The sequence below is a fragment of the Nocardiopsis ganjiahuensis DSM 45031 genome (assembly GCF_000341085.1).
GTDB classification, from domain to species: domain Bacteria; phylum Actinomycetota; class Actinomycetes; order Streptosporangiales; family Streptosporangiaceae; genus Nocardiopsis; species Nocardiopsis ganjiahuensis.
In genome coordinates this window covers 381,056-406,679 of record NZ_ANBA01000007.1, presented here as the reverse complement: position 1 = coordinate 406,679, position 25,624 = coordinate 381,056, and the positions used below count along the sequence as shown (strand labels likewise).

The window sequence follows — 25,624 nt, the reverse complement described above, 5'->3', positions numbered from 1 at the left end:
CCCCCAGACCCACACCCACCACCGCCCACCTCACCCTCACCCACCACCCCGCCATGGCCCGCACCGCCGACCGCATCCTCCTCCTACGAGACGGACACACCACCGAAACCGGCACCCACCACCAACTCCTCGTCCGCGGCGGCGCCTACGCACGCCTGTACGCCCTCCACAGCACCCCGGCCCCACCCACCACCACGCCCTAAACTGGGCCCGTGCCACCCATCACCAAGGAACTCACCGTCGGCCAGGTCGCCGAACGCGCCGGAGTCGCCGTCTCCGCCCTGCACTTCTACGAACGCCAGGGCCTCATCCACAGCCGCCGCACCACCGGCAACCAACGCCGCTACCGCCGCGACACCCTCCGACGCGTCTCCTTCATCCGCATCTCCCAACGCGTGGGCATCCCCCTGGCCCGCATCCGCCAGGCCCTGGAACAACTCCCCGAGAACCGCACCCCCACCCGCGCCGACTGGGCCGCGGTCTCCGCACAGTGGCGCGACGAACTCGACGCCCGCATCACCCAGCTCATCCGCCTACGCGACGACCTCACCGGATGCATCGGCTGCGGCTGCCTGTCCCTGGACACCTGCGTACTGTCCAACCCCGACGACGAACTCGCCTCCGCCGGCCCCGGCCCCCGCCGCCTCATGGTCGACCCCTTCAAGGACGAGGACTGAACACCCCACCCGCACCCTCCCCCGCACGGGGGAGACACACCCCACCCCGGAGGGAGGCCCCACCCCACCCCCAACACCCACCCTGAAAGACATGACCACCGCACACACCCACCCCGCACCACCCACCACGCGCCCACACCAGGACCCACCCCGCGCCCTCGTCCTCACCACCCTGCTCTGGGCCGCCCTCTACACCGCCCTACGCCTGTACTGGACCCTCACCCACACCCGCCCCCACCTGCCACCCGTGGGCGACGACCTCCTCATCGCCTCCGACTGGGGCATCATCACCCTGGGCGCCACCACCCTGGCCCTGACCCCCCTCCTGGCCCGCACCCACCCCCCACGCCTGCCCAAGACCCTCATCACCGCGGCCGCCACCACCGCCGCACTCACCACCGCCACCACCGTCCTCCTCCTGCTGGACGTGGTCGGCCTCCTCCTCCTGAACTCCTCCGGCATCGCCCTGCACCCCCTGGCCCTCGCCACCCGCCTGGGCGCCCTGGCCCTGGCACTGCTCCTGGCCGCCACCACCCGCGCCGCCCACCGCCGCTGGATCGCCGACTGCACCACCTGCGGACGCACCCCCCGCACCCGCCCCGCCCTGCACCACACACCCCCCTGGGCCTACGCCGCCGCCTACCTCACCATCGCCGCCTTCATCACCCGCCTGAGCGCCCAGGCCCTGACCACCGGCCCCGACACCCCCATCACCCCTCCCGACCCCACCACCGCAGCCGCCGCCATGACCGGCCTCCTCCTGCTCCTGGCCTCCGCCGGCATCCTGCTCCCCCTGGCCCTGGTCCACCGCTTCGGCCGCATCTGGCCCGCCTGGGTCCCCCTCCTGGCCCACCGCCCCCTGCCCCGACCCCTCCTGCTCCTGCCCGCCCTCTTCGCCGCCATCAGCATGAACCTCTACTTCGGCCTCAACCTCGCCGGTCTGATCCTGCGCGGCACCGACGCCTACGACCCCAGCTACCCGGACTGGTTCTGGTGGGCCAGCATCGGCTCCTACGTCATCTGGGGCGCCGGCCTGGCCGTGGCCACCTACGCCTATGCCCGCCGGACCCGACCCGCCTGCCCCACCTGCCAACGGCGCTGAACCACCCCCGCACACGACGAAGCGGCGGCACCCCCACAGGGCACCGCCGCCACACACTCCTGCACCCGCCCGCACCCCGCACGGGCTCACGCCCCCACCAGACCCATGACCCGACCGGGCCGGGCCGGCCCCGGGTCGGCGCCTACAACCCGGCGGCCTCATCACGCCCGCGCCGGGCCAACTCGTCGGCGCGCTCGTTGCCCTCGTCGCCGCTGTGCCCGCGCACCCACTTCCACTCCACGTCATAGCGTGCGGCCACCTCGTCCAGGCGCTGCCACAGGTCCACGTTCTTCACGGGTTTCTTGTCCGCGGTCTTCCACCCGCGCTTCTTCCACCCGTGCACCCACGAGGTGATGCCGTTGCTGACGTAGGAGGAGTCGGTGTGCAACAGCACCGGCACCTCGCGGGTCAGGCTCTCCAACGCCTGGATGGCCGCCATCAGCTCCATCCGGTTGTTCGTGGTCTGGGCCTCGCTGCCGAACAGCTCGCGTTCGTGTTCTCCGTAGCGCAGCCACACCCCCCAGCCCCCCGGGCCGGGGTTGCCGCTGCAGGCCCCGTCGGTGTAGATGACCACGCGTTCCGTCGACCCCTGGTCGACCTCGTCCCCGTTGTGCATGCCGGGCAATCTACCGCCAACCCGGGTCACAAAAAGGCCACAGCCCCCACCACAAGAGCCACTTTCGGCGCCAATCCACACCAGTGGAGCCCACAAACCAACCATTGCGGACCACCGGCCCGACCAAAGGCGCCCCCGGGACCCGACGCCACCGACCAGTTGATGACCACCACCCCACCTACCCACAGTGATCACCCCTGAACACGAAGACGGGGACGCGCCGGGAAGAACCCGACACGCCCCCGCCCAGGACCGAAGAACTACCCGGCCAGTTCACGCTCCAACTCCTGGGCGCGCTCCTCGCGACGGGCGAAGACACTGTCGGCCATCTCGTTCATCTTCTTCAGCACCCGCTTGCGCTCACGCGCCGAGAGCCGGTCGATGTAGAGCTTGCCGAAGGTGTGGTCGGTCTCGTGCTGCAGGCACCGCGCGAAGTAACCGCTGCCGGTGAGCACCACCTCGTTGCCGTCCTTGTCCACACCCCGCACCGTGGCGCGCTCGGCCCGCCCCAGATCCGCGTGCGGCCCCGGCACCGACAGGCACCCCTCGCTCTCCACCACCACCGGATCGTCCAGATCGCGCTCGTCCAGAACCGGGTTGACCACGTGCCCCACGTGCCGCACCCCGTCGTCGTCGGGGCAGTCGTAGACGAACACCCGAAGGTCCACACCGACCTGGTTGCCGGCCAACCCCACACCCTCGGCGGCGTACATCGTCACGAACATGTCGTCGATCAGCTGCGACAGCTCGGCGCCGCCCAGCATCGACTCGGGAACATCGGCGTTGACCCGGTGCAGGACCTCCTCACCGGTCACCGTGACCCGCAGGACACGGCCCCGGGCGGCCTCGGGGGCCAGCTCCGGAAAGTCCGACACCTCCCGGCCCTGGACAACGGTAACGGGCACGGGCATGGACTGCTCCGACATGGTCCTTCTCTCAAGGCGGGCTCAAGGGGATCTGGCGGCCACAACACCACCAACCATGAAAAATAGCACGAACCGGCAGGTCACCAGCGCACCAAGGCCCCACACCCACAACTAACGGAACCACGCGTTGCCCTGGATGAAACACCGAGCCAGGTAGTCCCGCAACGACACCACCACCAGCCGCCTGCGGTCACTCTCATGATCCCACACCACGATCCCCGGACCGTAGTCCGTGTGCACGTAGGCGAACTGCGGACCCATGTCCGAATCACCGAAGAAGATCATCTCGTCGAAGGGCGCGTACAACTCCAGATAGTCCGGCTCCCCACGCATCGCCAGGTTGTCCTCCACCAACCGGCGAGCACTCCACACCACCGCGTCCCCGTACTCGTTGGTCACCCCGTCCGTCTCCCTCAACAAAGAGGCCAACTCGAACGGCAAGGGCAGCATCAAGTGCTTCTCGACCTCGGCCAGGGTCACCTCGTCAGCCGGATCACTCAGATCGGCCTCGGGATACATCTCCAGGATCAGTTCACGCCACACACCCACGATCATCACAGGTCGTGGCAAGACACGGGAAATCGCGGGCGGCGAGTTGCGCCGAAAATCCACCGAACCCCCACCCCCAACCCGCACAAAACACCATCAGGACCCCACAACCACCCACCCCCAAACCCCCGAACCAGCACCCCCAACCCCCGCACCTCCCGCACCTTTCACCCACCAATGCCCCAGAACCGCCAAAAAAGTCACCGTGCGTGCACACAACACCACCAATCGCACACAATGAAAACCACCAACCCCACCACACCCCACCCACCAACAAGGGGAGCCACCACCCCCGAAACCACCCACCCCCACCCCCCAAAATAGAAAAGGAAGGCGCACCACCCACGACGGAAGAGACCACCATGGCCACCGCCAGCCCCCACAGAGCCGGCCCCCTCACCACCCTGGCCTACATCCTCCTCCTCATCTCCCAAAACATCGCCGCCTTCCTCCTCCTCCCCCTCGTCATCGCCTCCGCCCTCCTCACCTTCATCTGGATCGGCCTCCCCTTCACCATCCTCACCGCCACCACCCTGCGCACCATCGCCAACGCCCAACGCACCACCCTCACCCGCATCAACCCCCACCAACCCGTCCACACCGCCTACCACCCCCTCCCACCCACCGGCGTCCACGCCCGCGTCCGCATCATCCTCACCGACCCCGCCACCTGGCGCGACCTCCTCTGGCTCACCTCAGCCCCCCTCCTCACCACCCTCGCCCTCACCAGCTACGCCCTCTACGCCCACGCCCTCTACCAAACCCTCTACGCCCTCCTCCTCTGGCCCTACCTCCCCGACCTCTACGGCTTCATCACCCCCCACACCCCCCTCCAAGCCCTCATCATCCTCATCCCCGCCACCCTCACCCTCCTCCTCGCCTACGCCCTCTCCCCCCTCACCATCAGCGCCTACACCAAACTCACCCGCCTCATCCTCGCCCCCTCCGAAAAAGCCCGACTCACCGCACGCGTCGCCCACCTCGCCACCAGCCGCGCCGACACCATCGACACCCAAGCCGCCGAAATCCGCCGCATCGAACGCGACCTCCACGACGGAGCCCAAGCCCGCCTCGTCGCCCTCGGCATGAACCTCGGCATGGCCGAACAAATCATCGACACCCAACCCGACACCGCCAAACACATGCTCGCCGAAGCCCGCGAAACCACCCGCCACGCCCTCACCGAACTCCGCGACCTCGTCCGCGGCATCCACCCACCCGTCCTCGTCGAACGCGGACTCGACGGAGCCGTCCACGCACTCGCCCTCACCCACCACCTCCCCATCACCGTCACCACCCGCCTCCAAGGACGCCCCGGCGACCCCGTCGAATCCGCCGCCTACTTCGCCATCGCCGAACTCCTCACCAACACCGCCAAACACGCCCACGCCACCCACGCCTGGGTCCACATCAACCACGGCCGCCAACGACTGGTCATCACCATCACCGACAACGGACAAGGAGGCGCCAGACCCACACCCGAAAGCGGCCTCTCCGGCATCGCACGCCGCCTGGACGCCTTCGATGGCACGATGAACATCACCAGCCCCACAGGCGGACCCACCATCGTGACCCTGGAGATCCCGTGCGCGTTGTCATCGCCGAAGACCTTGCCCTCCTCCGCGACGGACTGATCCGACTCCTCGAAGCCCACGAATTCACCGTCGTGGCCGCCGTCGACAACGGACCCGACCTACACGCAGCCCTCATCGAACACCGACCCGACGTCGCCGTCGTCGACGTCCGCCTACCCCCCACCTTCACCGACGAAGGCCTCCAAGCCGCCATCGGAGCCCGCACCCAACTCCCCGGCCTGCCCATCCTCGTCCTCTCCCAACACGTCGAACAGCTCTACGCCCGCGAACTCCTCTCCGACGACGGAGGCGGCGTCGGCTACCTCCTCAAGGACCGCGTCTTCGACATCGGCCAGTTCATCGAGGCCATCCGCCGCGTCGCCGCCGGCGGCACCGCCATGGACCCCGCCGTCATCTCCCAACTCCTGGCCCGCCAGGACCAGAGCGGCCCCCTCGCCCAACTCACCCCCCGAGAACGCGAAGTCCTCTCCGAAATGGCCGAAGGCCGCTCCAACTCCGCCATCGCCGGACGCCTCTACATCACCGAAAAAGCCGTCAGCAAGCACATCAACAACATCTTCACCAAACTCGACCTGCCCCCCTCCTCCGACGACAGCCGCCGCGTCCTCGCCGTCCTGGCCTACCTCAACGGCCAATAGAAAAAGGCCGCGGTCCCCAACGGACCGCGGCCACACACCCACTCAAGAACTACACACACCACACCACGCTAATCACGACGCACCCGGTACAACCCGTCGATCTCCTCGGAGAACGCACGCAACACCGCCTCACGCCGCAACTCCCCCGTCGGATGCACCAACCCCGACTGCACCGTGAACTCCTCCGCCAACACATGGAACGACCGCACCGCCAAATGCCGCGGCACACTCCGATTGGCCTCGTACACCAACCCCTGCACCTCACGCAGAAGATCCCGATCCCCCGCGATCTCCTCCGGCGCCATCGACAACGGACGCCCGTTCACCAACCGCCAGTACTCCAACTGGTCACGCACCAACGTCACCAACGCACTCGCGAACGGCCGACCCTCCACGATCACCAACACCTGACTGATCAGCGGATGCGCCCGCAACCGGGCCTCGAACCCCGCCACCACCTCGGCATCGTCCAACCGCTCACCACCGGCCACCGCCGCGAACTCACCCGTGCCCGCCCGCGACCGCTCCACCGGCTCAGCCACCGGAGCCACCTCCAACTCCCGCGTGGCCTCCACCGCCGGCAGCGCACCCGCAGCCCCCGCCCGGGGCTCCGGGCGAACCACGGGCTCAGCCATCACCACCGGAACCGCCTCCACAGCCGGAGCCGCACCCCGAGGCACGAACCGCCCCGGCACCTCCGCCATCGACGCCTGCGGCCGCAACCGCCCCCGCACCCGGACGAACCCCTCATCATCCGTCTCGGCCGACACCCCCGTGGCCAACCAGCCCTCACGGAACGCCGCCCGCGAACCCTCACCGTCCGCCCAGTAGCCCAGGAACACCGCACCACCGCGCACGTACAGCTCACCCTCGCGCGACACCCACACCTCACGGCCCGGCATCGCCTGCCCCACCGTGCCCGGCACCCGATCCCCCGGCGCGTTGGCGGCGAACACACCCGCCGTCTCCGGCAACCCGAACACCTGCATCACCGGCACACCCACACCGCTGAAGTAACTGTCCAACCGCTCCGACAGTCCGCCGCCCCAGCACACGGCCAGATGCACCCGACCACCCAGCAGGTCCCGGATCTTCGAGAACGACCAGTCGTACATCGACCGCGACAACCGCTGCCAGGCACCCTTCTTCGGCGACTGGTCGAACTGCACCGCCGCGTCCATGGCCGCGTTGAACGTGCCCACCGAATCCCAGTCCGTGGAGTGCGCGCTCTCCCGCTCCGCACCGTGCACCCGCTCGAACAGACTCGGCTGGCACACCAGCACCGTCGGCTTGAACCGTGTCAGCTCCGACCGCAACCGCCCAGGAGCCACCAGCCCCACCCGCACCCGGCCCACCACACACGCCACCAGCGAAGCCAACCCCGGCAGCTCCGACAACGGCAGATCCAACACCGCACTCGCCCTGCCCGAGGGCAACTCCGACAACCGTGGCCACATCCGGTCAACCAGATCCGCGGCCGCCACCAACAGCGCACCGTGCGAGAGCACCACACCCCGCGTCTGCCGCGAGACCGTACTCATCGGGTACAGCACCACCGCGGCGTCCTCGGAGACCACCTCATCGCGCCGGAACCGCACCGCCGAGGCGTCCATGTACGTCCCCAGGCTCACCAGCTCGGGCAGCCCCTCCTCCAGGCGCCACACACGCCCCAGGTCCGGGAGTTCGCGCTGCAGCCCCACCGCGGTCCGGTACTGGCGCTCACCCTCGACCACAGCGGCCGCCGGGCGGGTCTGACGCACCACGTGCGCCACCCGCTCGGCCGAGGCCACCGCGGGCAGCGGCACCAGGACCGCCCGCACCGACCACACCGCGTAGGCCACCCGCACCCAGTCGTGGTGGGAACCGGCCACCAACAGCACCCGGTCGCCCTCCGCCACACCGGCCGCGACCAACCCCTTGGCCAGGGCGGTCACCTCCGTCGCGAACTCCCCGGCCGTCCGGCGCTCCCAGCCCTCGCCCTCCAGGACCGAGAACACGTGCGCGTGCGCGTCAGAGGTCGCCACCTCATAGATCACGTCGCTCAACCCGGAATGTGCTCGAGCCAACGAACCAGGGGTCTCGCCCATACCCACTCATCCTCTGTTACGTCAGAAGGCGGGTCCAACACGATTCCCGCCCGCCTCAATCGGGGAATTGTGCCCTACTGTGCCCATTTCCCCACCGAACGGCAACCTCAGCGTTTAGGCGAAAACCACAAGACACCTGGGCTCATCGGACCTTTACCCGAGCCGCCCACACGAAGGCCAGCAACGACAGCACCGCCACAGACGCCATCACCACGGCCATACTCACCAACGAGGCCTCACCCGAAGGCGTCAGCCCCGCCATCGCCGCCACCGAACCACCCAGAGCGAACTGCAACGACCCCATCAACGCAGAAGCCGTACCCGCCACAGCCACCGGCTGCCCGTCCAGAGCCGACACCGTCGCGTTCGGCATGATGAACCCGACACTGAGCATCATCAACGCCAGCAGGGCCACCACGACCCACAACTGCGAAACCCCGAGCAGAGCCACCACCAGCAACGACACCACAGCGACCAGCGCCAGGACCAGACCCATCAACAACCGGCGGGGAGTGTCCACCCGGCCCACCAGCAGACCGTTGCTCTGCGTCCCGGCCATCAACGCCAACGAGTTCACCGCGAACAACCACGCATAGGTCTGCGGCGACACGTCGAACTCGTTCTGCGACACGAACGAGAACGCCGAGACATACGTGAACAGCATGCCGAAGCTCAGCCCCAGCGTCAGCACCGGACCGACGAACCTCCGGTCACGCACCAGCCCCCACACGGTCGAGGCCAGCTGACGCGGCCCCTGACTCCGCCGCGACTCCGGCGGCAGGCTCTCGGGCAGCCACAACAGCACCAGCACGAAACTCAGCGCCGACATCGCCGCCAGCACCCAGAAACTCAGCTGCCACGGACCCACCAGCAGCAACTGCGCACCCACCAGCGGCGCAAGCAGCGGGGCCAACATCATCACCAGCGCCAGCCGGGAGAAGAACCGCACCGCGTCATCACCCTGGAACATGTCACGCACCACGGCCCGGGCCACCACCGCACCCGCGGCGCCGGCCACACCCTGCAGGAAACGCAGCGCGATGAACACCGTCACGTTCGGCACGAACACACACAGCACCGAAGTCACCGTGAACAGGGCGACACCCACCAGCAGCGGACCGCGGCGGCCCCAGGCGTCACTCATCGGACCGATGATCAACTGCCCCACGGCCAACCCGAGCATGATCGCGGTCAGGGTCAGCCCGATCTGTCCCTCGGTCGCCCCCAGTTCCCGGGTGATCTGGGGGAAGGCCGGAAGGTACATGTCGGTCGCCAGCGGCCCCGTGGCCGTCAGCACACCGAGGACCAGCACCAACAGCGCGAGCGACTTGCGCGACCGCGGCGGATTCGGACGTGCCTCTTGCTCAGGGGCGACAGAGGGGGACATTGGGGACTGCACAGGCACTCCAGTTCGAAGTCAGGCGAGGGGTGGTGGGAGCGTGCCCACAGACATGGACCACTCCATATCAACACCGAAAGGGAGGTTTTCGCTCCCCACCCGACCCCCGAAAACCCTGTGACGTCCCTTACGTCCGAGCCGCGGTCACCGCACCAACCGGTCCAGCAGCCTCTCCACCTCGGCGGCCGGATCCGCCGTCAGACCGCCGTGGATCGGCCCCGGCTGCACGATCGTGCTCCTGGGCGCGGTCAGCCACCGGAACCGCTGCCCCGGCCGTTCACGGCCGGCCGGCCCCGCCTCGGCACCGCCCCGGCACATCACCTCGACCGCCTCCAGCGCACGCCGCACCCCCGCGACGTCCACCTCCGGGTCCACGGCCCGCAGCCTGACCTCGTCCAGGGCCGAACGCGACGCCAGGAACGCCCGCTCCTGGGAGTAGACGATCACCCCGGCGTTCACGCACTCACCGCGCTCCAGCCGCGGGATCACCCGCAGCAGCGCGTACTCGAACACCGCGCGTTCCCGCTCCACACCCACCTGTCCGGTGGTCACCGTGGTGTACCGCTCGCTCACGAGGACACCTCCGGCAGCCAGGAACGGTCCGCCACACGGGCCACCAGGTGCTTCACGTACGCCTCACGCACTTCCCCGGCCGAGGCGAAGCCCGGCTCGTCCACCAGCCACTCGTCGGGCACCAGACCCACCACCTCCCGCAGCAGGTCCTCGTCCACCAGCGGGGCCAGGGCCGCGTCCGCCGCGGCCAGGTCGGGGGCGGCCCCCGACAGCACGTGGTCGGAGGCGTCGTAGGCCCGGCCGACGAACTTCTCGGCGTTGGCCCAGCTGTGGTGGAAGATCAGCGTCGCACCGTGGTCGATCAGGTACGGCCGCCCGTGCCACAGCAGCATGTTCGGATTGCGCCAGGAACGGTCCACGTTCCCGGTCAGGGCGTCGAACCACAGCACCCGCCCGGCGAAGGCCGGGTCCACCTCGAAGGTCAGCGGATCGAACCCCAGGGAACCGGGCAGGAAGTCCATCCCCAGGTTCAGCCCGCCGCTGGCCTTGAGCAGCACCTGGACCTCCGGATCCGGTTCGCCGCGGGCGATGACCGCGTCGAACTCCACCAGGGCCAGTTCCGGAACCGGCAGCCCCAGGGCCCGGCCCAGCTCACCGGCGACGACCTCGGCCACCAGGGTCTTGCGCCCCTGACCGGCACCGATGAACTTGACCACGTACATTCCCAGGTCGTCGGCCTCGACCAACCCCGGGAGCGAACCTCCTTCGCGCAGCGGCAGCACGTACCGCGTCGCGATCACCTTTTTCAGCACGCTGGCCAGCATAGGCACCGCACGGAGCCCTCGCGTTCCACCGACGGCGGGATCGCTGTAACGGACACAGAAGACCCGTCCTCCCCGACCCACCCGGACACTGCCGAACCCTTCTCCGCGTCCGGCTAAACAAGGCTGAACACGTTCTAGGTACCGGTGCTCCTCGCCCCGACACGCCGAACCTCTCCGGAACGGAAAGTTGGGAAGCGGGCGGCGTAGCCGCGCGAATTCGTTTTTCACTACTACTCGTTCTATAGAACAGCTGCACCACCTTTACGACGTAGATTTACAGAGGAACACGAACGGCAGCGCACCCGAAACGCGCACCTCCGAAACCCTTCTTCACGTGGCCTTGTGCCCTCTTCTCCGCCGAGCGGAACGGGGAGCCGCATTCTCCCCTCCCCTCCTCCCTTCGCCTCAGCATTCGCACCGCTCTCCCCCACCGGACACACCTCCGCCGCAACCGCCCCGCTCCCCTGCCCCGGCACTTCCTCCTGCGCGCCCGTCGCTGCCGCCCTGGCAAGCTGGGGGCATGGACGACGCCCTCGACGAAACCCTCTCCGCGGTCGGCCCGCGGCTGCGTGAACTGCGCCGACGGCGCGAGGTCACCCTCGCCGAGCTGTCCGAGGCGACCGGTATCTCGGTGAGCACCCTGTCCCGGTTGGAGTCCGGGGACCGCAGACCCAACCTGGAACTCCTCCTCCCCCTGGCCCGGGTCCACAGCGTCACCCTCGACGAACTCGTGGACGCGCCGCCCACCGGGGACCCCCGCGTCCACATGCGCCCCGTGACCCGCCACGGCATGACCTTGGTCCCGCTCACCCGCAGGGTCGGCGGTATCCAGGCGTACAAACTCGTCATCCCCGCCGGCACCGCCGGCCGGGAACCCGATCCCCAGACCCACGAGGGCTACGAGTGGATCTACGTACTCGACGGGAACCTGCGGTGCCTCCTGGGCCGGCACGACATGGTGCTCACCCCCGGCGAGGCGGTCGAGGTCGACACCCGCATGCCGCACTGGTTCGGGGCCGCCGACGACGAAGCGGTGGAGCTGCTCGTGCTCTTCGGCAGCCAGGGCGAACGCGCCCACCTCAGAGCCCGTCCCAGGCGCAAGGAGAACACACAGGAGCCGCCCGGTGCTGAGCGGCCGACCACCCGTGACTGAAGCCACGGGCTTGCGGGGAGGCGCTCAGCCGGCCGGTGGGTCCGGCCTCCCGCGTCCGACACCGCTGCTCCTGTCTGGAGGGCGCGGGCGCGGTTGACGGGCGACCCGCGATCCACACCGCCTCGCCCCGGTGGGCGAGGTCGCGTGAAGCGTTGACATCGGTGTGCAGGACGACACCACACCCCCGACAGACGAACTCCGCCTCTTAGAGGTTGTCCTCGGGCTGTTCGCCCCACTCGTCGCCGCCGTCCTCACCCGGGTTCGGGACGGTGGGAACCGGGCTGGCCGGTTCCCCCTCACCCTCCTCCGAGGAGGGACTCGGCTCGGTCTCCTCGGCGGGCTCGGACTGCTCGAAGTCGGGTTGTCCCGAGGTCGGCATCTCCGGCGGCGGGAACTGCATCATCCACGCGTACAGGAAGAACACCAGCAGCAGGAGCAGCAGCAGGAGCGCGCCCAGGCCTCCGATCAGCCACCAGTTGGCGTCACCGGTGGCCACCGCGCTGTCCCGGCGCCCCGCCCAGGGCGCCCAGCGCACCGCCGACCCGCCCCGCTCCCCCGCCCAGTGCGGCATCACCACAGGGCCCTGCCGGACCACGGGTCCGCCCCGGCCGGCCTCCTCCAGGAAGTGGTCGGCCCCGGCGCCGCCCTCCTCGTAGGGCACCGCCACCCACAGCGCCGAGCGTCCGCTCGTCCGCGCGGACACCACTCCGGAGCCGTCGCGGACCGCGCGCGCGAACCGCGCCCGGGTGGGTTCGTCGATGCCCGCGGCGTCGTTGAGCATCGCCACGCTCATCTTCTCCCCGGCGGCATCCCGGCCCAGGTAGACCACGCCCAGCCGGGACTCGTGCAGCCTTCCCAGCAGCCGGTACCCGCCGAGCTGACGCGGGTCGACGTCGTTCAGCCCTCTTGTCGGCGCCGTCATGTCACGTCCCTTCCCCCGTCGGGGCCGATCCCATGCGTTCCCTGCCCGGTGCTGTACCGCGTACCCGTGCCGTTCTCCGTGTCCGTGCCGTTTTCGCTCCCGCGTCCGCCACCGGACCGGGAGCACCTCAGCGGGTGGTGCCGCCACAGTTGATCCACAACCTACTCCTCATCGGCGTCCGTACACGGGGCACCGGGTCCGGGAAGGCGGGACATGGCAGAAACCTCACCCGGAAACGGCTCCGCTCCCGCAGGGGCGCCACCTGCCCTCGGACCCAGGCTCACGGCCTCCTCCCCCGCCGGCCGCGTTCGGGGCCCAGTTCGGACATGGCCGTCAGGACGAGCCACACGACCGTGACGGGCACGACGAACCACAGCATCACCGCACCGTAGAGGTCGAGCGCCCCGTACCCCCCGGCTTCCAGGAGCAGGTAGCCGATATAGGCGCAGTAGAAGACCAGGAGCAGCGCGCCCTCCCACCGCGCCACGGCGAGGTGGGTGAAGGCGATGGGCAGCAGTATCAGCGCCACCGCGAACATGATCGGTATATCGAACCGAAGAGCGCTGGCCGCCACCTCGATCCCCTCGGGGGCGACCACGGCGCTCAGTCCGAGCACAGCTCCGATGTTGAACACGTTGCTGCCGACCACATTGCCCAAGGCCAGGTCGCGCTGGCCTCTGACCACCGCCACGACACAGGTCACGAGTTCCGGCAGCGACGTGCCGACCGCCACGACGGTCAACCCGATGACGAGGTCGCTCACCCCAAGCTGAGCCGCGATCTGGCTGGCGGCGTCCACCAGCAGCCTGGCACCCGCCACCAGCAGGGCGGCCCCCAGGACCACGAGGCCGAGGTCGGCCAGGGCGCGGAGCGCACGTGCGCCGGAACCGCGTTCCGGGCCCGGCGCGACGTCACCGGTCCCGGGAAGCGGAGCGGTAACGGCGAAGGCCCGACGCCGGGAGAGCACCACCGTGACGGTGACGTAGGCCAACAGCGCGGCGAACAGCAGGACGCCGTCGAACCTGCTGATGGTTCCGTCCAGTGCCAGGAGGAACATCCCCGCGGACAGCACGATCATCACCGGGATGTCGGTGCGTACGACCTGCGACCTCACCGCCAAGGGCGCGGCCAGCGCCGCCGCCCCCAGCACGAACAGGATGTTGGCGATGTTGCTGCCCACGACGTTGCCCACGGCCAACCCCGGGTAACCGTCGAACACCGCGCCGACACTGACTGCGAGCTCAGGTGCGGACGTGGTGAACGACACCACGGTCAGCCCCACCACCAGCGGGGACATCCCCAGGGTCCGGGCCAGCGAGCTCGCTCCCCGAACGAGCGACTCTCCTCCGACTATCAGGAGCACGAAACCCAGGATCAGTCCCAAGGCCGTCAGCCCACTCAACTCAGCCCTCCACAGGACGCCCGGCACACCGCGCCCAACCTATCCCGGGTCGGGTCCCTCCGGAGGGTGCCCCACCCGGTGGCGCCGTCATGTCACGCCCCTCCCCGGCTCGTTCGGGTCCCACCGTCGGTCCCTGTCCCGGTCTCGCGTTGTCTACCGGACCGAGAGCACCTAAACAGGTAGTGTCGCCACAGGTGAACCACAAGCTACTCCTTACCGGCGTTCCCACACGGGGCGCCAAGTCTGGGAAGGCGGGACATGGCAGAAACCTCACCCGGAAACGGCTCCGCTTCCGCACCGGGGCCGGAGAGCACTCCGGGCGAGCCGACCCGGCTGCTGCGCGCGGCTCTGCACGAGGTGTCCACGGTCATCGTCGGCCAGGAGCGCATGGTCGAGCGCTCCCTGATCGCCCTGGTCGCCCAGGGGCACTGCCTCATCGAGGGCGTCCCCGGCATCGCCAAGACCCTCGCGGTGTCCACCCTGGCCAAGGTCACCGGCGGTTCGTTCTCGCGGGTGCAGTTCACTCCCGACCTGGTCCCCTCCGACATCGTCGGCACGCGTATCTACCACCCCTCCACCGAACGGTTCGACGTGGAGCTCGGACCGGTCTTCGCGAACTTCGTGCTCGCCGACGAGATCAACCGGGCCCCGGCCAAGGTGCAGTCGGCCCTGTTGGAGGTCATGGCCGAGCGGCAGGTGTCCATCGGCGGTACCACCTACCCGCTCCCCTCCCCCTTCATCGTCATCGCCACACAGAACCCGGTGGAGTCCGAGGGCGTCTACCCGCTCCCCGAGGCGCAGCGCGACCGGTTCCTGATGAAGGTCACCGTGCGCCACCCCCAGGCGCACGAGGAGATGGAGATCCTGCGCCGGATGACCTCGACGCCGCCGACCGCGCACCAGGTCCTGGACCCGGTCACCCTGGGCGAGCTCCAGGCCGACGCCGAGCGCGTCCACGTCCACCAGCTGATCGCCGACTACGTGGTGCGCCTGGTCATGGCCACGCGTGAGCCGGAGAACTACCAGATGGCCGACCTGCGCCAGTCGCTCGAGGTCGGTGCGAGTCCGCGCGCCACCCTGGGCCTGGTCGCGGCCGCCCGGGCCCTGGCGCTGTTGCGCGGGCGCGACTACGTGCTCCCCGACGACGTGCGGGTGCTCGCCCACGACGTGATCGCGCACCGCCTGGTCCTGACCTTCGACGCCCTGGCCGACGGGATCACCCCCGACCAGGTGGTCGACCGCATCCTGTCCACCGTTCCCGCGCCCCGGGTGATCTGGGACGAACCCCCCACGGGTGAGACCGCCTCCTTCGCCTCGCAGAGGTAGAGGAGGGGAGGTGATCGTGTGAACACACCCGCTATCGGTACCGATCCCCGGCTCCGTGCGGCGCTGCGCCGGCTGGACCTGCGCATCGTGCACCGTCTGGAGGGGCTGCTGCACGGTGAGCACCTGGGGCTGCGGTTGGGGCCGGGCTCCGAGGCGGCCGAGGCGCGGCTGTACCAGCCCGGTGAGGACGACGTCCGGCACATGGACTGGGCGGTGACCGCCCGGACCGACACCCCGCACGTGCGTGACCTGGTCGCCGACCGCGAGCTGGAGAGCTGGACGCTGCTGGACCTGTCGCCGAGCATGGACTTCGGCACCGGTCTGCGGTCCAAGCGTGACGTCGCGGTGGGTGCCCTGGTCGCGGCCAACCTGCTCACCCAGCGGGTGGGCGACCGGTTCGGCGCCCACTTCCTGCACCGGGGGCAGGTCCGGCGCTGGCCCGCCCGTTCGGGCAAGGAGGCGCTGCTGTCGCTGTTGGCGACGGTGGCCGCGGCCCCGCGGGGCGACGAGCGGTCAGCGGACGACAGCCGGGCCACCCTGGCCGACGCGATCACGGATCTGGTGCGGACCCGGCGCAGGCGGGGCCTGCGGGTGGTCATCTCCGATTTCCTGGACACCCCGGCCTTCGGGGGCGAGGTGGGCTGGGAGCGTCCGCTGCGCCAGCTCGCCTCGCGCCACCAGGTGCTGGTGGTGGAGGTGCTGGATCCGCTGGAGCTGGACGTTCCCGATGTGGGTGACGTGGCGTTGCGTGATCCCACCACGGGACGGGTACGGGACGTGCGTCTGACGCGTGCGGTGCGCGAGCGCTACCGTCTGGCGGCGGAGGCGCAACGGGCCGCGGTCCGGGGGGCCCTGCGCCGCTGCGGGGTGCAGCACCTGGTGTTGCGCACCGACCGGGACTGGGTCCTGGACACGGCCCGGTTCGTGATCCACCAGCGCCGGACCGCGCACCACATGGCCAGGCACACCCCGGGGGTGCCCCGGTGACGGGTTCGGGGGACGCGGGTGCGGGGCACACGAGGGTGACAGGGGCGCGGGAGGTTCCCGCGTCGGGACAGGCAGCACGGGGGACGTGAGGCAGCCATGACCTTCCTTGAGCCGCAGCGGCTGTGGTGGCTGCTGGCACTGCTGCTGCTGGTGGGCGCGTACGTGTTCGTGCAGCGTCAGCGGCGCGAGTACACGGTGCGTTTCACCAACCTGGAGTTGCTGAACCAGGTGGTGCCGCACCGGCCGGACATCCGTCGGCACGTGCCCGCCACCCTGTTCACGCTGGCGCTGGGGGTGCTGATCGCCGCGATGGCGGTGCCCGCCATGCCGGTGGAGGCGCCGCGGGAGCGGGCGACGATCATGGTGGCGGTGGACGTGTCGCTGTCGATGGCCGCCAACGACATCGAGCCGGACCGGCTGCACGCTGCCAAGGAGTCGGCGCGCGGGTTCGTGGAGACGTTGCCGGACCGGTTCAACGTGGGGCTGGTGTCGTTCTCCTCGACCGCGACGGTGGTGGCGCCGCCCACGCAGGACCACGCCTCGGTGATGGGGTCGATCGAGAACCTGCGGCTGGGCCCGGGGACGGCGATCGGCGAGGGCGTGTTCGCCTCCATGGAGGCGATTCGCAGCTTCGACGAGGACGCCGAGGAGGACCCGCCGCCGTCGGCGATCGTGCTGCTCTCCGACGGGGAGAACACCAGTGGGCGCGACATCGTCCAGGCGTCGGCCGCGGCCGCGGAGGAGGAGGTCCCGGTGTCCACGATCGCGTTCGGGAGCGGGTCGGCGATGATCGAGATCGACGGTTACCAGGTACCCGCCGACATCGACAAGGAGGCGTTGCAGGGGTTGGCCCAGGACACCGGGGGTCACTTCTACGAGGCCGAGAGCGAGACGGAGCTGAACGAGGTCTACGAGGACATCGGTTCCTCTCTGGGTTCGGAGCTGGTACATGAGGAGATCGTCACTCGGTTCGTGATGGTGGCGATCGTCCTTGCGCTGGCCACCGCATTGACCTCCCTGCTGTGGTTCCAGCGACTTCCCTGATTCGAGGAGACCCAACCTCCGACATGGGTGATGTTGGTCACATCCCTTTAGGTCGGGTTTACACCTTTTCCTGTACAGCCACCAGTTAGCGTTGGCATGTTTTGTCATGACCATCCACTTCGAGGAACGATGCCGAACACACCCGCACCCCCGGCCGCGATCTGTTTCGACCTGGACGACACCCTCATCGACGACGTCGCCGCCTCGTCCGCGGGTCTGCGCGCGGTCATGGAGCGGCTCGGCCACCCAGACTTCGGCGCCGCCCGCGCCCTGTGGGACGCCCAGACCGAGATCTCCTTCGGCGCCTACCTGCGCGGTGACCTGAGCCTTGAGGAGCAGCGCCGCCAGCGCATCCGCGCCCTGGCCGTCCAGGCCGGCCACGCCGACATCGCCGACCACCACTGCGACGAGCTCTACCGGATCTACCTGGACGGTCACCGCTCCGGCTGGCAGGTCTTCCCCGACACCTTCCCGGTGCTGGCCGCCCTGTCCTCCGCCGGCTACCGGCTGGCCGTGCTCACCAACGGGATCGAGTCCCTCCAGCACGCCAAGCTCCAGGCCCTGGAGCTGACGCCCTACTTCCACGCGGTGGTCTGCGCCGACACCGTGGGCGTCGGCAAGCCCGACCCGCGGATCTTCCACGCCACCGCCCAGCGCCTGGGCGTGGAGCCCGGAGCCTGCTGGCACGTGGGCGACCAGATCCAGGCCGACGGCGTGGGAGCCGTGGCCTCGGGCATGCGCCCGGTCATCGTCGACCGCCAGGCCCGTCAGCCCGTGGAGGGCGTCACCACCCTGAGCAACCTGGACGAGCTCCTGAGCCTGGTCGGCCTGCCCAGCAGTGTGGCCGCGACGGGCCTGCTGTGAACCCGATCGACGACTGGATGGCCCGCAGGGTCACCGTCCACCTGATCACCTCGGGCCCCCAGGGGCCGGTCCTGGTCGGCGCACGTGTGCTGTTCGGCCAGGACCCCGAGGAGGTCGCGCGTGCACTGGGCGGGCTCTCCCCGCAGGCGCCACTGGTGGCCCTGGACGTGGTCACCGAGACCGTGAGCCTGTACCGCGGGTGCGCCCTGCACGTGGACCGCGTGGTCTTCGCCGAGCCCGGCCTGGTCTCGGCCTGGCCCGCGGTCGTACCCGTCGAGGGACTGACACCCTCGGTTCCCGCCCTGGTCGCCGAGGAGGATCCCGCCCCGGAGGACGCGCGCCCCCGGCTGCGCCGGTTCGCCTCCTACGGGATCGTCACCGATCCCGCCGGACGCGTCCTGCTGAGCCGGATCGCCGAGGGTTTCCCCGGCGCGGGGACCTGGCACCTGCCCGGCGGCGGTGTGGACACCGGCGAGGACGTGCGCGCGGCGCTGCGGCGCGAGGTGCTCGAGGAGACCGGTCAGAGCGGTGTGGTCGGCGAGCTGATCACCGTGGCCAGTCACCGGCGGGCCGGCTCCACGGGGACCGACATCTACGCGGTGTGGGTGTTCTCCCACGTGCACGTGGCCGACCCGGGAAAGCCCTGGGTGAACGAGGAACACGGCTCCACCGCCGACTGCGGGTGGTTCACCCCCGCCGAGCTGACGGAGCTGCGGCTGTCCACCACCGCCCGGCGCGGCATGGAGTTCCTGGTCCGGCACCGGCGCCGGGGCTGACCCCGCTCAGGCGAGCACGTGGTGGCGCAGCCACCACAGGCCCGCGCCCAGGCCCAGGACCAGGACCCCGGCCCCGACCACCGGGAGGGGCAGGCTGGTCGCCAGGACCACGCACCCCACCAGGCCGGTGACCGGAGCGATCAGCGGCGGACGGTTCTCGTCCGGGCCCAGGCGCAGCGCCGAGGCGTTGGTGATGGCGTAGTAGACCAGGACGCCGAAGGCGGAGAAGGCGATCGCGCCGCTCAGGTCGGCGACCAGGATGAGGAGGACCACCACCGCGGCCACCGCGGCCTCGGCCCGGTAGGGCACACCGTGGCGTTCGCTCACGGCGGCCAGAGGGCGCGGCAGGTGTCCGTCGGCGGCCATCGCCGCGGTGGTGCGCGAGATCCCCATCAGCAGCGGCATCAGGGCGCCCAGGCTGGCCAGGGCCGCCCCGGCCACCACGATCGGCACCATCGCGGGGAACCCCGCGACCACGACCGCGTCGACCATGGGCGCCTCGCTGGTGGTGAGGCGTTCACGGCCCAGCACGATGAGCAGGCCGGTGCCGATCAGCATGTACACGACCAGGACCGTGCCCAGGGAGAGCGTGATCGCGCGCGGGATGGTGGTCTGCGGGTCGCGGACCTCACCGCCCAGGGTGGCGATGCGCGCGTACCCGGCGAAGGCGAAGAAGATCATCCCGGCGGCGCCCAGCACGCCGAAGGACCCGGGCCAGGGGCCCAGCCCGTCCACCTCGGCGACGGCGGCCAGGCGCCCGCTCATGAGCATCGCGACGAACACCGCGACCAGGACCCCCAGGACCAGCAGCACCAGCACCTTGACGACCAGGGTGGATCTGCGCAGCCCGCGGTAGTTCACGGCGGCCAGGACCACCACGGCGGCCACCGCGACCGGTTTCTCCCAGCCCGGGAGCGCATAGGCGGCGAAGGTCAGGGCCATCGCCCCGCAGGAGGCGATCTTGCCGACCACGAAGGACCAGCCCGCCAGGTAGCCCCACAGGTCGCCCAGGCGCTCGCGCCCGTAGATGTAGGTGCCGCCGTTCTCGGGGTGGCGGGCGGCCAGGCGTGCGGAGGAGATCGCGTTGCAGTAGGCGACCAGCCCGGCGATGAGGACGGCGACGGGCAACCAGGCCCCGGCGCCCAGGGCCGCCGGGGCGAAAACCGAGAACACTCCGGCGCCGAGCATCGCCGCAGCACCGATGGCGGCTGCGTCGACGGTTCCCAGCGTCCGGGCGGGTCTGGCCTGCGGTCCGGAAGAGGTGGCCAACAAGGTCTCCTAGGAATCAGTGTCTCCGGCCTTCGACCGGCGAACGCGCTTCCCCCTCTCCCCTGCGGCCCTGTCGCTTCTGACGGGGGCACGGGCCGCGGGGACCGGGAGGCCCGCCGGGGCGGGACGAAGGTCGTGTCCGACTTCCGAGTGTGCCCGATACCGGTGACCGCCGGGTGCGAACCCCCCGTGATGGCGTGGCCGGTTCCGGTCCGGCGCCCCTTCCGGGAAGGTCCCGCTCCGGGACAGGAAAGGGCCCCCGGCCGTGGCCGGGGGCCGCTCGACGCGCGGCGCCGCCCGGGTTCGCGGGCGGCCCGGGTCAGGTGGGACGCCAGGGCGAACCGGTGTTGTCGTTGATGTCCTCGGCCGCCACCTGGCGCAGTTGACGTGAGAGGTCTGACAGAGCCCGTGAGACGGCGAGCTCCTCTCCGATCTCGGGCACGTCCAGGTCGGCCGGGTGCTTGCGGGCCATCCCGTGGCCGCGCAGGGCCGTGCCGTCGTCGGCGATCAGGCCGACCTCCGCCCAGGTGCGTGCGGCCTCGCCTTCGTTCTCCTCGGCGACGACCACGTCGACGTTCCAGCGCTTCATCGTCTGCATGGCATCCGCTCCCTCTCCGTCCGCCTCCGTCCGCGCCCGGGGCGGGCGCGCGTTCGGCTCACGCGGGTCCCCCACAGTCCCCGCCTGCCTCCATCTTCCGTGGTGTTTCGCCCCTGGGCAGGGGGTTGATCCTTTCGTTTCCGGTGGTATGCGAGGTTTTTGCCGTCCTGACACCCCGTCCGTCCCTGGTAGCGTCACGGCGTGGCCCAGCACTACTTCGACTCCGATCCCGGCGCCGCCAGTCGGCCTTCCACCGCCGACCTGGTCCTGCCCGACCTGCACCTGCGCCTGCACACCGACCGCGGCGTGTTCTCACCCGACAAGGTCGACCTCGGCACCCGGGTGCTGCTGGAGAGCGTTCCGGCGCCTCCGGCCGAGGGCCGTCTGCTCGACCTGGGCTGCGGTTACGGTCCCGTCTCCCTGACGATGGCCTCGCGTTCCCCGGGGGCCCGTGTGGTGGGGGTGGACGTCAACGCCCGGGCCGTGGGCCTGGCCCGGCGCAACGCCGACGAGCACGGGCTGGACAACGCCCGCTTCGCCGTGGTCGCCCCCGAGGGCGGCCTGGCCGTCGAACAGGGCGAGGGGCGGGCGCCCACCGCCGAGGACCTGCTGGGCCCCTTCGACGCGATCTGGTCCAACCCGCCGATCCGGGTGGGCAAGGACGTGCTGCACTCGATGCTGCGCACCTGGCTGAACCGGCTCACTCCCGAGGGCGTCGCCCACCTGGTGGTCCAGCGCCACCTGGGTTCGGACTCCCTCCAGAAGTGGCTGGACGCGCAGGGTCTGCCCGCCGAGCGCGTGGCCTCCAGGGCCGGTTTCCGTGTCCTGGCCGTGCGCAGAGCCGAAAAGCCCTGACCACGGCGGGTCCGGCCCGGACCGAAGCCGGCCCACGGACGAGCCGGGCCCGAATATCCGAACTTACCGGGACGTGTCACGGGTCATACGTGCACGTGTGACCCCCGACCGGTAATCTGTACCGACAGCCGCCGGGACCGCCCGGCCCACACCCGCGAGGAACACACCGCAGTTGAGCACGCAGTTGCGTCCCACGGACGTCAAACGCCTGAACCGCCAGTGGCGCAGGCGCACCGAGGGGCGTCTGGCCCTACTCGTCGAGTCCGTCACCCAGCCCTACAACCTGGGATCGATCCTGCGCACCTGCGCGACCTTCGGCGTCGACCAGCTCTGGCTCACCGGCAACAGCGCGGACCCCGACGACCCCAAGGTCGGCAAGACCGCCCTGGGGACGGCCGCGAAGGTCCCGCACACGCGCCTGTCCACGACCGCGGAAGCCCTGGACGCCGCCCGCGCCGACGGTTACAAGGTCGTCGCCGTGGAGCTGGCCAAGGGCGCCGTGCCACTGCACGCCGCCCCGTTGGAGCCCGACGTGTGCCTGGCCGTCGGCGCCGAGGACCACGGCTGCTCCCCCGCCCTACTGGCCGGTGCGGACGCCGTCACCTACATTCCGCAGATCGGCCGGGTCGGATCGCTGAACGTGGCCGTGGCCACCGCGATCGCCCTCGCCGAGGCCCGCCGCCGTGAGTGGGCCACCTTCGACGGCGAGGCAGACGCCCCCGTCGGGAACTGAGCCGGGGGAATCTTTTCCCTCCGCCGTACGTCCCCTCATTGACCAGAACCACATATTTCGCACACCCGACGCGCACAGGCGCAGAGAGAGGAACAGTGGACCCGTCCCGAAGTACCAGCAGCATCCCTCAGGGATGCTGTGACCCAGACTCCGACGAGCCCCCTTCTTGTAAGGGCGCACACCTTCGCAGGACCTTTGCCGGCAGGCGGAACCAGGCGGTGTGTGCCCGATGATCAGCACCGTCCTCAGTATCCTCCTGGGCTTCTTCGTCGTCTTGCTGCTGATCGCGGCGAACGGCTATTTCGTCGCCCAGGAGTTCGGCTACATGGCTGTGGACCGCTCGCGCCTGAAGGCGCGCGCCGCGGCCGGTGACACGGGAGCCAAACGCGCCCTGGCCGTCACGAACCGCACTTCGTTCATGCTCTCCGGTGCCCAACTGGGCATCACCATCACCGGTCTGCTCGTCGGTTACGTCGCCGAGCCGATGATCGGTGACGGCATCGGTGTGCTGCTCGGCGGCGTCGGCGTACCGCTCGGTACCGGTGTCGCGGTCGGCACCGTGTTCGCGCTGCTGCTCTCCACCGTCGTCCAGATGGTGTTCGGTGAGCTCTTCCCGAAGAACCTCGCCATCGCGCACCCGGAGCCGGTGGCCCGCTGGCTGGCCCTGTCGACAGGGATCTACCTGAAGGTCTTCGGCCCGGTCATCTGGCTGTTCGACCAGGCCGCGATCTGGTTGCTCAAGCTCGTGAGGATCACACCGGTGGAGGACGTCCAGCACGCGGCGACCCCGCGTGACCTGGAGCGCATCATCGCCGAGTCCCGCGAGACCGGCGACCTGCCGGCCGAGGTGTCCACCCTGTTGGACCGCACCCTCGACTTCCACGACCGCACCGCCGGGCACGCGATGATCCCGCGCCCCGAGGTGACCACCGTCGAGGAAGGCGACCCGGTCAGCCGGGTCGTGGAGCTCATGGCCTCCGACCACTCCCGTTTCCCGGTCCTGGGCGAGGGCGTGGACGACATCGTGGGTGTGATCTGCCTGCGCGACGTGCTCGCGCTGGGCGACCGCGACCTGTCCGGTGTCCGGGTCAGCGAGGTGGCGCGGCCGACCGTCATGGTCCCGGCCTCGCTCCCGCTGCCGGGTGTGCTGGACCAGCTGCGCGAGGCGGGCGAGGAGTTCGCCTGCGTGGTGGACGAGTACGGCGGCCTGGCCGGGGTCATCACGACCGAGGACCTGGCCGAGGAGCTGGTCGGTGAGATCGCCGACGAGCACACTCCGGAGGAGGAGGCCCCCGCCCACCTGGACGGGGAGAACGGCTACCTCGTCCCGGGCGCGCTGCACATCGACGAGGTGGAGCGGCTGATCGGCCACGACCTGCCCGAGGGCGACTACGAGACCATCGGCGGCCTGGTCATCCACGAACTCCACCGGCTGCCGCAGGTCGGCGACCGGGTGGACCTGCCGCTGCCCAGGCCCTCCAGCGCCCATGACGGCGATCCCGACATGGCGTTGGCCCTGACCGTGAGCGGGGTCCAGCGGCACGTTCCCAACACGGTGGAACTGCGGCTGCACGAGCTCACCGAGAACAGGAACGGCAAGCGGGAGGTGCGGGCATGAGCGACATGAACGTGTGGTTGGCCCTGGGGCTGACCGTGGTACTCATCGCCCTGAGCGCTTTCTTCGTGGCGATCGAGTTCGCCCTGGTGGCGGCACGCCGCTACCGGCTGGAGGAGGCCGCGCACACCAGCGCGGCGGCGCGCGCGGCGCTCAAGAGCGCCCGCGACCTGTCGTTGCTCCTGGCCGGCTCCCAGCTGGGGATCACTCTGTGCACGCTGGCCCTGGGCGCGATCTCCAAACCGGCGTTCCACCACATGCTGGAGCCGTTGTTCGGTGCTCTTCCGCCCTCGGTGGGTTATGTGCTCTCGTTCACCTTCTCGCTGATCCTGGTGACGTTCCTGCACCTTGTCGTGGGCGAGATGGCACCCAAGTCCTGGGCGATCTCGCACCCGGAGAAGTCGGCGACCATGCTGGCGATCCCGATGCAGGCGTTCATGTGGGTGACGCGCCCGTTGCTCATGATGCTCAACGGCATGGCCAACTGGGTGCTGCACCGCTTCGGTGTGCAGGCGGTGGACGAGCTGGTGAGCGGGCACAACCCGGAGGACGTCCGTGAGCTGGTCGAGCACTCGGCCAAGGCGGGCGCCCTGGACTCCGAGCGCCGTGACCAGCTGGCCACGGCCCTGGAGGTCAACTCCCAGCCGCTGAGTGAGCACTACACCTCGCGTGAGGAGATCGCGTGGGTGGCTCCGGACGCGGGCGTGGAGGAGATCAAGCGGGTCTCGCGCGAGTCCACGCACCTGCGTCTGGTGGTGATGGAACGAGGCGAGCCGATCGGCGTGCTGCACGTGCGTGAGGCGCTGACCAGCCCGGCCGGGACCACCGCCGCCGACCTCATGCGCCCGGTCCTGACGCTGGCGGCGGGTACGCCGATGTACGCGGCGATGGGCATCATGCGGGAGAGCCGGAGCCACCTGGCCCTGGTCGAGGAGGAGGGGGAGCTGATGGGTCTGGTGACCCTCCAGGACATCCTGGACCGGCTGTTGCTGCTGGACACCGCCGCCTAGGCGGGGTGAACGACAGATGGGGCGAAACCAGTTGGTTTCGCCCCATTTTTCTGTGCTCCGGGTCGGCTCCGGACCATCTTCCCGCTCTTCGAGCTCCAGCGGACGCCCCCCGCTGTTCGGGCCCGACGGGGTCGTCGCGCTCAC

The 25,624-nt window shown here is 70.0% G+C and carries 25 protein-coding genes and 1 pseudogene; 15 read left to right on the top strand and 11 right to left on the bottom strand.

Features of this window, described 5'->3' with window-relative positions; translation table 11 throughout:
* The 3 genes and pseudogenes from D458_RS0108545 to D458_RS37885 form a co-directional block, all read left to right on the top strand.
* Positions 1–203 (top strand): annotated as a pseudogene (locus tag D458_RS0108545) (ABC transporter ATP-binding protein); the annotation flags it as partial.
* 9 nt (positions 204–212) lie between these two features.
* Complete coding sequence (gene soxR, locus D458_RS0108540; protein ID WP_017586314.1) at positions 213–677, top strand: redox-sensitive transcriptional activator SoxR; 465 nt, start codon at positions 213–215, stop codon at positions 675–677.
* A 91-nt stretch (positions 678–768) separates the two neighbouring features.
* The gene (locus D458_RS37885; protein WP_017586313.1) at positions 769–1,779 is read left to right on the top strand and encodes a hypothetical protein; all 1,011 of its coding nucleotides are present in this window, start codon (positions 769–771) and stop codon (positions 1,777–1,779) included.
* Positions 1,780–1,921: 142 nt separating this feature from the next.
* Here the strand turns inward: D458_RS37885 and rnhA are convergent, their stop codons facing one another.
* From rnhA to D458_RS0108520, 3 genes are all read right to left on the bottom strand, one after another.
* On the bottom strand, positions 1,922–2,395 hold the full coding sequence (gene rnhA, locus D458_RS0108530) for a ribonuclease HI (RefSeq protein WP_017586312.1): 474 nt from the start codon (positions 2,393–2,395) through the stop codon (positions 1,922–1,924).
* A gap of 260 nt (positions 2,396–2,655) precedes the next feature.
* On the bottom strand, positions 2,656–3,321 hold the full coding sequence (gene def / locus D458_RS0108525; RefSeq protein WP_017586311.1) for a peptide deformylase: 666 nt from the start codon (positions 3,319–3,321) through the stop codon (positions 2,656–2,658).
* Positions 3,322–3,432: 111 nt separating this feature from the next.
* Positions 3,433–3,876, bottom strand: a complete 444-nt coding sequence (locus tag D458_RS0108520) for an SMI1/KNR4 family protein (RefSeq protein WP_017580370.1) — start codon at positions 3,874–3,876, stop codon at positions 3,433–3,435.
* A gap of 356 nt (positions 3,877–4,232) precedes the next feature.
* Between D458_RS0108520 and D458_RS0108515 the strand changes: the two genes are divergently transcribed.
* Both D458_RS0108515 and D458_RS0108510 read left to right on the top strand, forming a co-directional pair.
* Entirely contained in the window at positions 4,233–5,504 is a 1,272-nt protein-coding gene (locus D458_RS0108515) for a sensor histidine kinase (RefSeq protein WP_017586310.1), read from the top strand.
* Complete coding sequence (locus D458_RS0108510; RefSeq protein ID WP_017586309.1) at positions 5,456–6,103, top strand: LuxR C-terminal-related transcriptional regulator; 648 nt, start codon at positions 5,456–5,458, stop codon at positions 6,101–6,103. The genes D458_RS0108515 and D458_RS0108510 overlap by 49 nt, the downstream gene beginning before the upstream one ends.
* A gap of 68 nt (positions 6,104–6,171) precedes the next feature.
* Here the strand turns inward: D458_RS0108510 and D458_RS0108505 are convergent, their stop codons facing one another.
* The 4 genes from D458_RS0108505 to D458_RS0108490 form a co-directional block, all read right to left on the bottom strand.
* Positions 6,172–8,190 (bottom strand): AMP-binding protein, encoded by a 2,019-nt coding sequence (locus D458_RS0108505; RefSeq protein WP_026119115.1) that lies wholly within the window; start codon positions 8,188–8,190, stop codon positions 6,172–6,174.
* Between the two features lie 142 nt (positions 8,191–8,332).
* The gene (locus D458_RS0108500; RefSeq protein WP_086002504.1) at positions 8,333–9,577 is read right to left on the bottom strand and encodes a multidrug effflux MFS transporter; all 1,245 of its coding nucleotides are present in this window, start codon (positions 9,575–9,577) and stop codon (positions 8,333–8,335) included.
* Between the two features lie 156 nt (positions 9,578–9,733).
* The gene (locus D458_RS0108495) at positions 9,734–10,162 is read right to left on the bottom strand and encodes a DUF3037 domain-containing protein (RefSeq protein ID WP_017586306.1); all 429 of its coding nucleotides are present in this window, start codon (positions 10,160–10,162) and stop codon (positions 9,734–9,736) included.
* The gene (locus D458_RS0108490) at positions 10,159–10,926 is read right to left on the bottom strand and encodes a HipA family kinase (RefSeq protein ID WP_017586305.1); all 768 of its coding nucleotides are present in this window, start codon (positions 10,924–10,926) and stop codon (positions 10,159–10,161) included. The genes D458_RS0108495 and D458_RS0108490 overlap by 4 nt, the downstream gene beginning before the upstream one ends.
* Before the next feature lie 520 nt (positions 10,927–11,446).
* On the opposite strand from D458_RS0108490, the gene D458_RS0108485 reads away from it, so the two are divergent.
* Positions 11,447–12,079, top strand: a complete 633-nt coding sequence (locus D458_RS0108485) for a helix-turn-helix domain-containing protein (RefSeq protein ID WP_017586304.1) — start codon at positions 11,447–11,449, stop codon at positions 12,077–12,079.
* Positions 12,080–12,284: 205 nt separating this feature from the next.
* On the opposite strand, the gene D458_RS0108480 is transcribed toward D458_RS0108485, so the two are convergent.
* Together D458_RS0108480 and D458_RS0108475 are read right to left on the bottom strand one after the other, a co-directional pair.
* Positions 12,285–13,001: a hypothetical protein gene (locus tag D458_RS0108480; RefSeq protein WP_026119113.1), complete on the bottom strand. Its 717-nt coding sequence runs from the start codon at positions 12,999–13,001 to the stop codon at positions 12,285–12,287.
* Between the two features lie 280 nt (positions 13,002–13,281).
* A complete protein-coding gene (locus D458_RS0108475; RefSeq protein WP_026119112.1) occupies positions 13,282–14,403 on the bottom strand; it encodes a calcium/sodium antiporter in 1,122 nt (373 codons plus the stop codon).
* A gap of 258 nt (positions 14,404–14,661) precedes the next feature.
* On the opposite strand from D458_RS0108475, the gene D458_RS0108470 reads away from it, so the two are divergent.
* From D458_RS0108470 to D458_RS0108450, 5 genes are all read left to right on the top strand, one after another.
* On the top strand, positions 14,662–15,729 hold the full coding sequence (locus tag D458_RS0108470) for an AAA family ATPase (protein WP_017586302.1): 1,068 nt from the start codon (positions 14,662–14,664) through the stop codon (positions 15,727–15,729).
* 18 nt (positions 15,730–15,747) lie between these two features.
* Positions 15,748–16,716, top strand: coding sequence for a DUF58 domain-containing protein (locus D458_RS0108465; RefSeq protein WP_017586301.1), 969 nt, complete (start codon positions 15,748–15,750; stop codon positions 16,714–16,716).
* A gap of 96 nt (positions 16,717–16,812) precedes the next feature.
* Positions 16,813–17,760 carry a VWA domain-containing protein gene (locus D458_RS0108460; protein WP_017586300.1) on the top strand — a complete coding sequence of 316 codons (948 nt, stop codon included), beginning with the start codon at positions 16,813–16,815 and terminating at the stop codon, positions 17,758–17,760.
* Between the two features lie 129 nt (positions 17,761–17,889).
* Entirely contained in the window at positions 17,890–18,624 is a 735-nt protein-coding gene (locus D458_RS0108455; RefSeq protein WP_017586299.1) for an HAD family hydrolase, read from the top strand.
* On the top strand, positions 18,621–19,400 hold the full coding sequence (locus D458_RS0108450) for an NUDIX hydrolase (RefSeq protein WP_017586298.1): 780 nt from the start codon (positions 18,621–18,623) through the stop codon (positions 19,398–19,400). Before D458_RS0108455 ends, D458_RS0108450 begins: the two co-directional genes overlap by 4 nt.
* 6 nt (positions 19,401–19,406) lie before the next feature.
* Here D458_RS0108450 and D458_RS0108445 read toward each other — a convergent pair whose 3' ends face one another.
* Together D458_RS0108445 and D458_RS0108440 are read right to left on the bottom strand one after the other, a co-directional pair.
* Positions 19,407–20,669 carry an APC family permease gene (locus D458_RS0108445; RefSeq protein WP_017586297.1) on the bottom strand — a complete coding sequence of 421 codons (1,263 nt, stop codon included), beginning with the start codon at positions 20,667–20,669 and terminating at the stop codon, positions 19,407–19,409.
* 319 nt (positions 20,670–20,988) lie between these two features.
* Positions 20,989–21,267: a DUF1876 domain-containing protein gene (locus D458_RS0108440; protein ID WP_017586296.1), complete on the bottom strand. Its 279-nt coding sequence runs from the start codon at positions 21,265–21,267 to the stop codon at positions 20,989–20,991.
* 201 nt (positions 21,268–21,468) lie between these two features.
* Here D458_RS0108440 and D458_RS0108435 point away from each other — a divergent pair, with 201 nt between their 5' ends.
* The 4 genes from D458_RS0108435 to D458_RS0108420 all read left to right on the top strand — a co-directional run bounded on the left by D458_RS0108435 (position 21,469) and on the right by D458_RS0108420 (position 25,480).
* Positions 21,469–22,122 carry a class I SAM-dependent methyltransferase gene (locus D458_RS0108435; protein WP_017586295.1) on the top strand — a complete coding sequence of 218 codons (654 nt, stop codon included), beginning with the start codon at positions 21,469–21,471 and terminating at the stop codon, positions 22,120–22,122.
* A 172-nt stretch (positions 22,123–22,294) separates the two neighbouring features.
* Positions 22,295–22,855: a TrmH family RNA methyltransferase gene (locus D458_RS0108430; RefSeq protein WP_051049619.1), complete on the top strand. Its 561-nt coding sequence runs from the start codon at positions 22,295–22,297 to the stop codon at positions 22,853–22,855.
* A gap of 229 nt (positions 22,856–23,084) precedes the next feature.
* A complete protein-coding gene (locus D458_RS0108425) occupies positions 23,085–24,473 on the top strand; it encodes a hemolysin family protein (RefSeq protein WP_017586293.1) in 1,389 nt (462 codons plus the stop codon).
* Positions 24,470–25,480 (top strand): hemolysin family protein, encoded by a 1,011-nt coding sequence (locus tag D458_RS0108420; protein WP_017586292.1) that lies wholly within the window; start codon positions 24,470–24,472, stop codon positions 25,478–25,480. The genes D458_RS0108425 and D458_RS0108420 overlap by 4 nt, the downstream gene beginning before the upstream one ends.
* Positions 25,481–25,624: the final 144 nt, after the last annotated feature.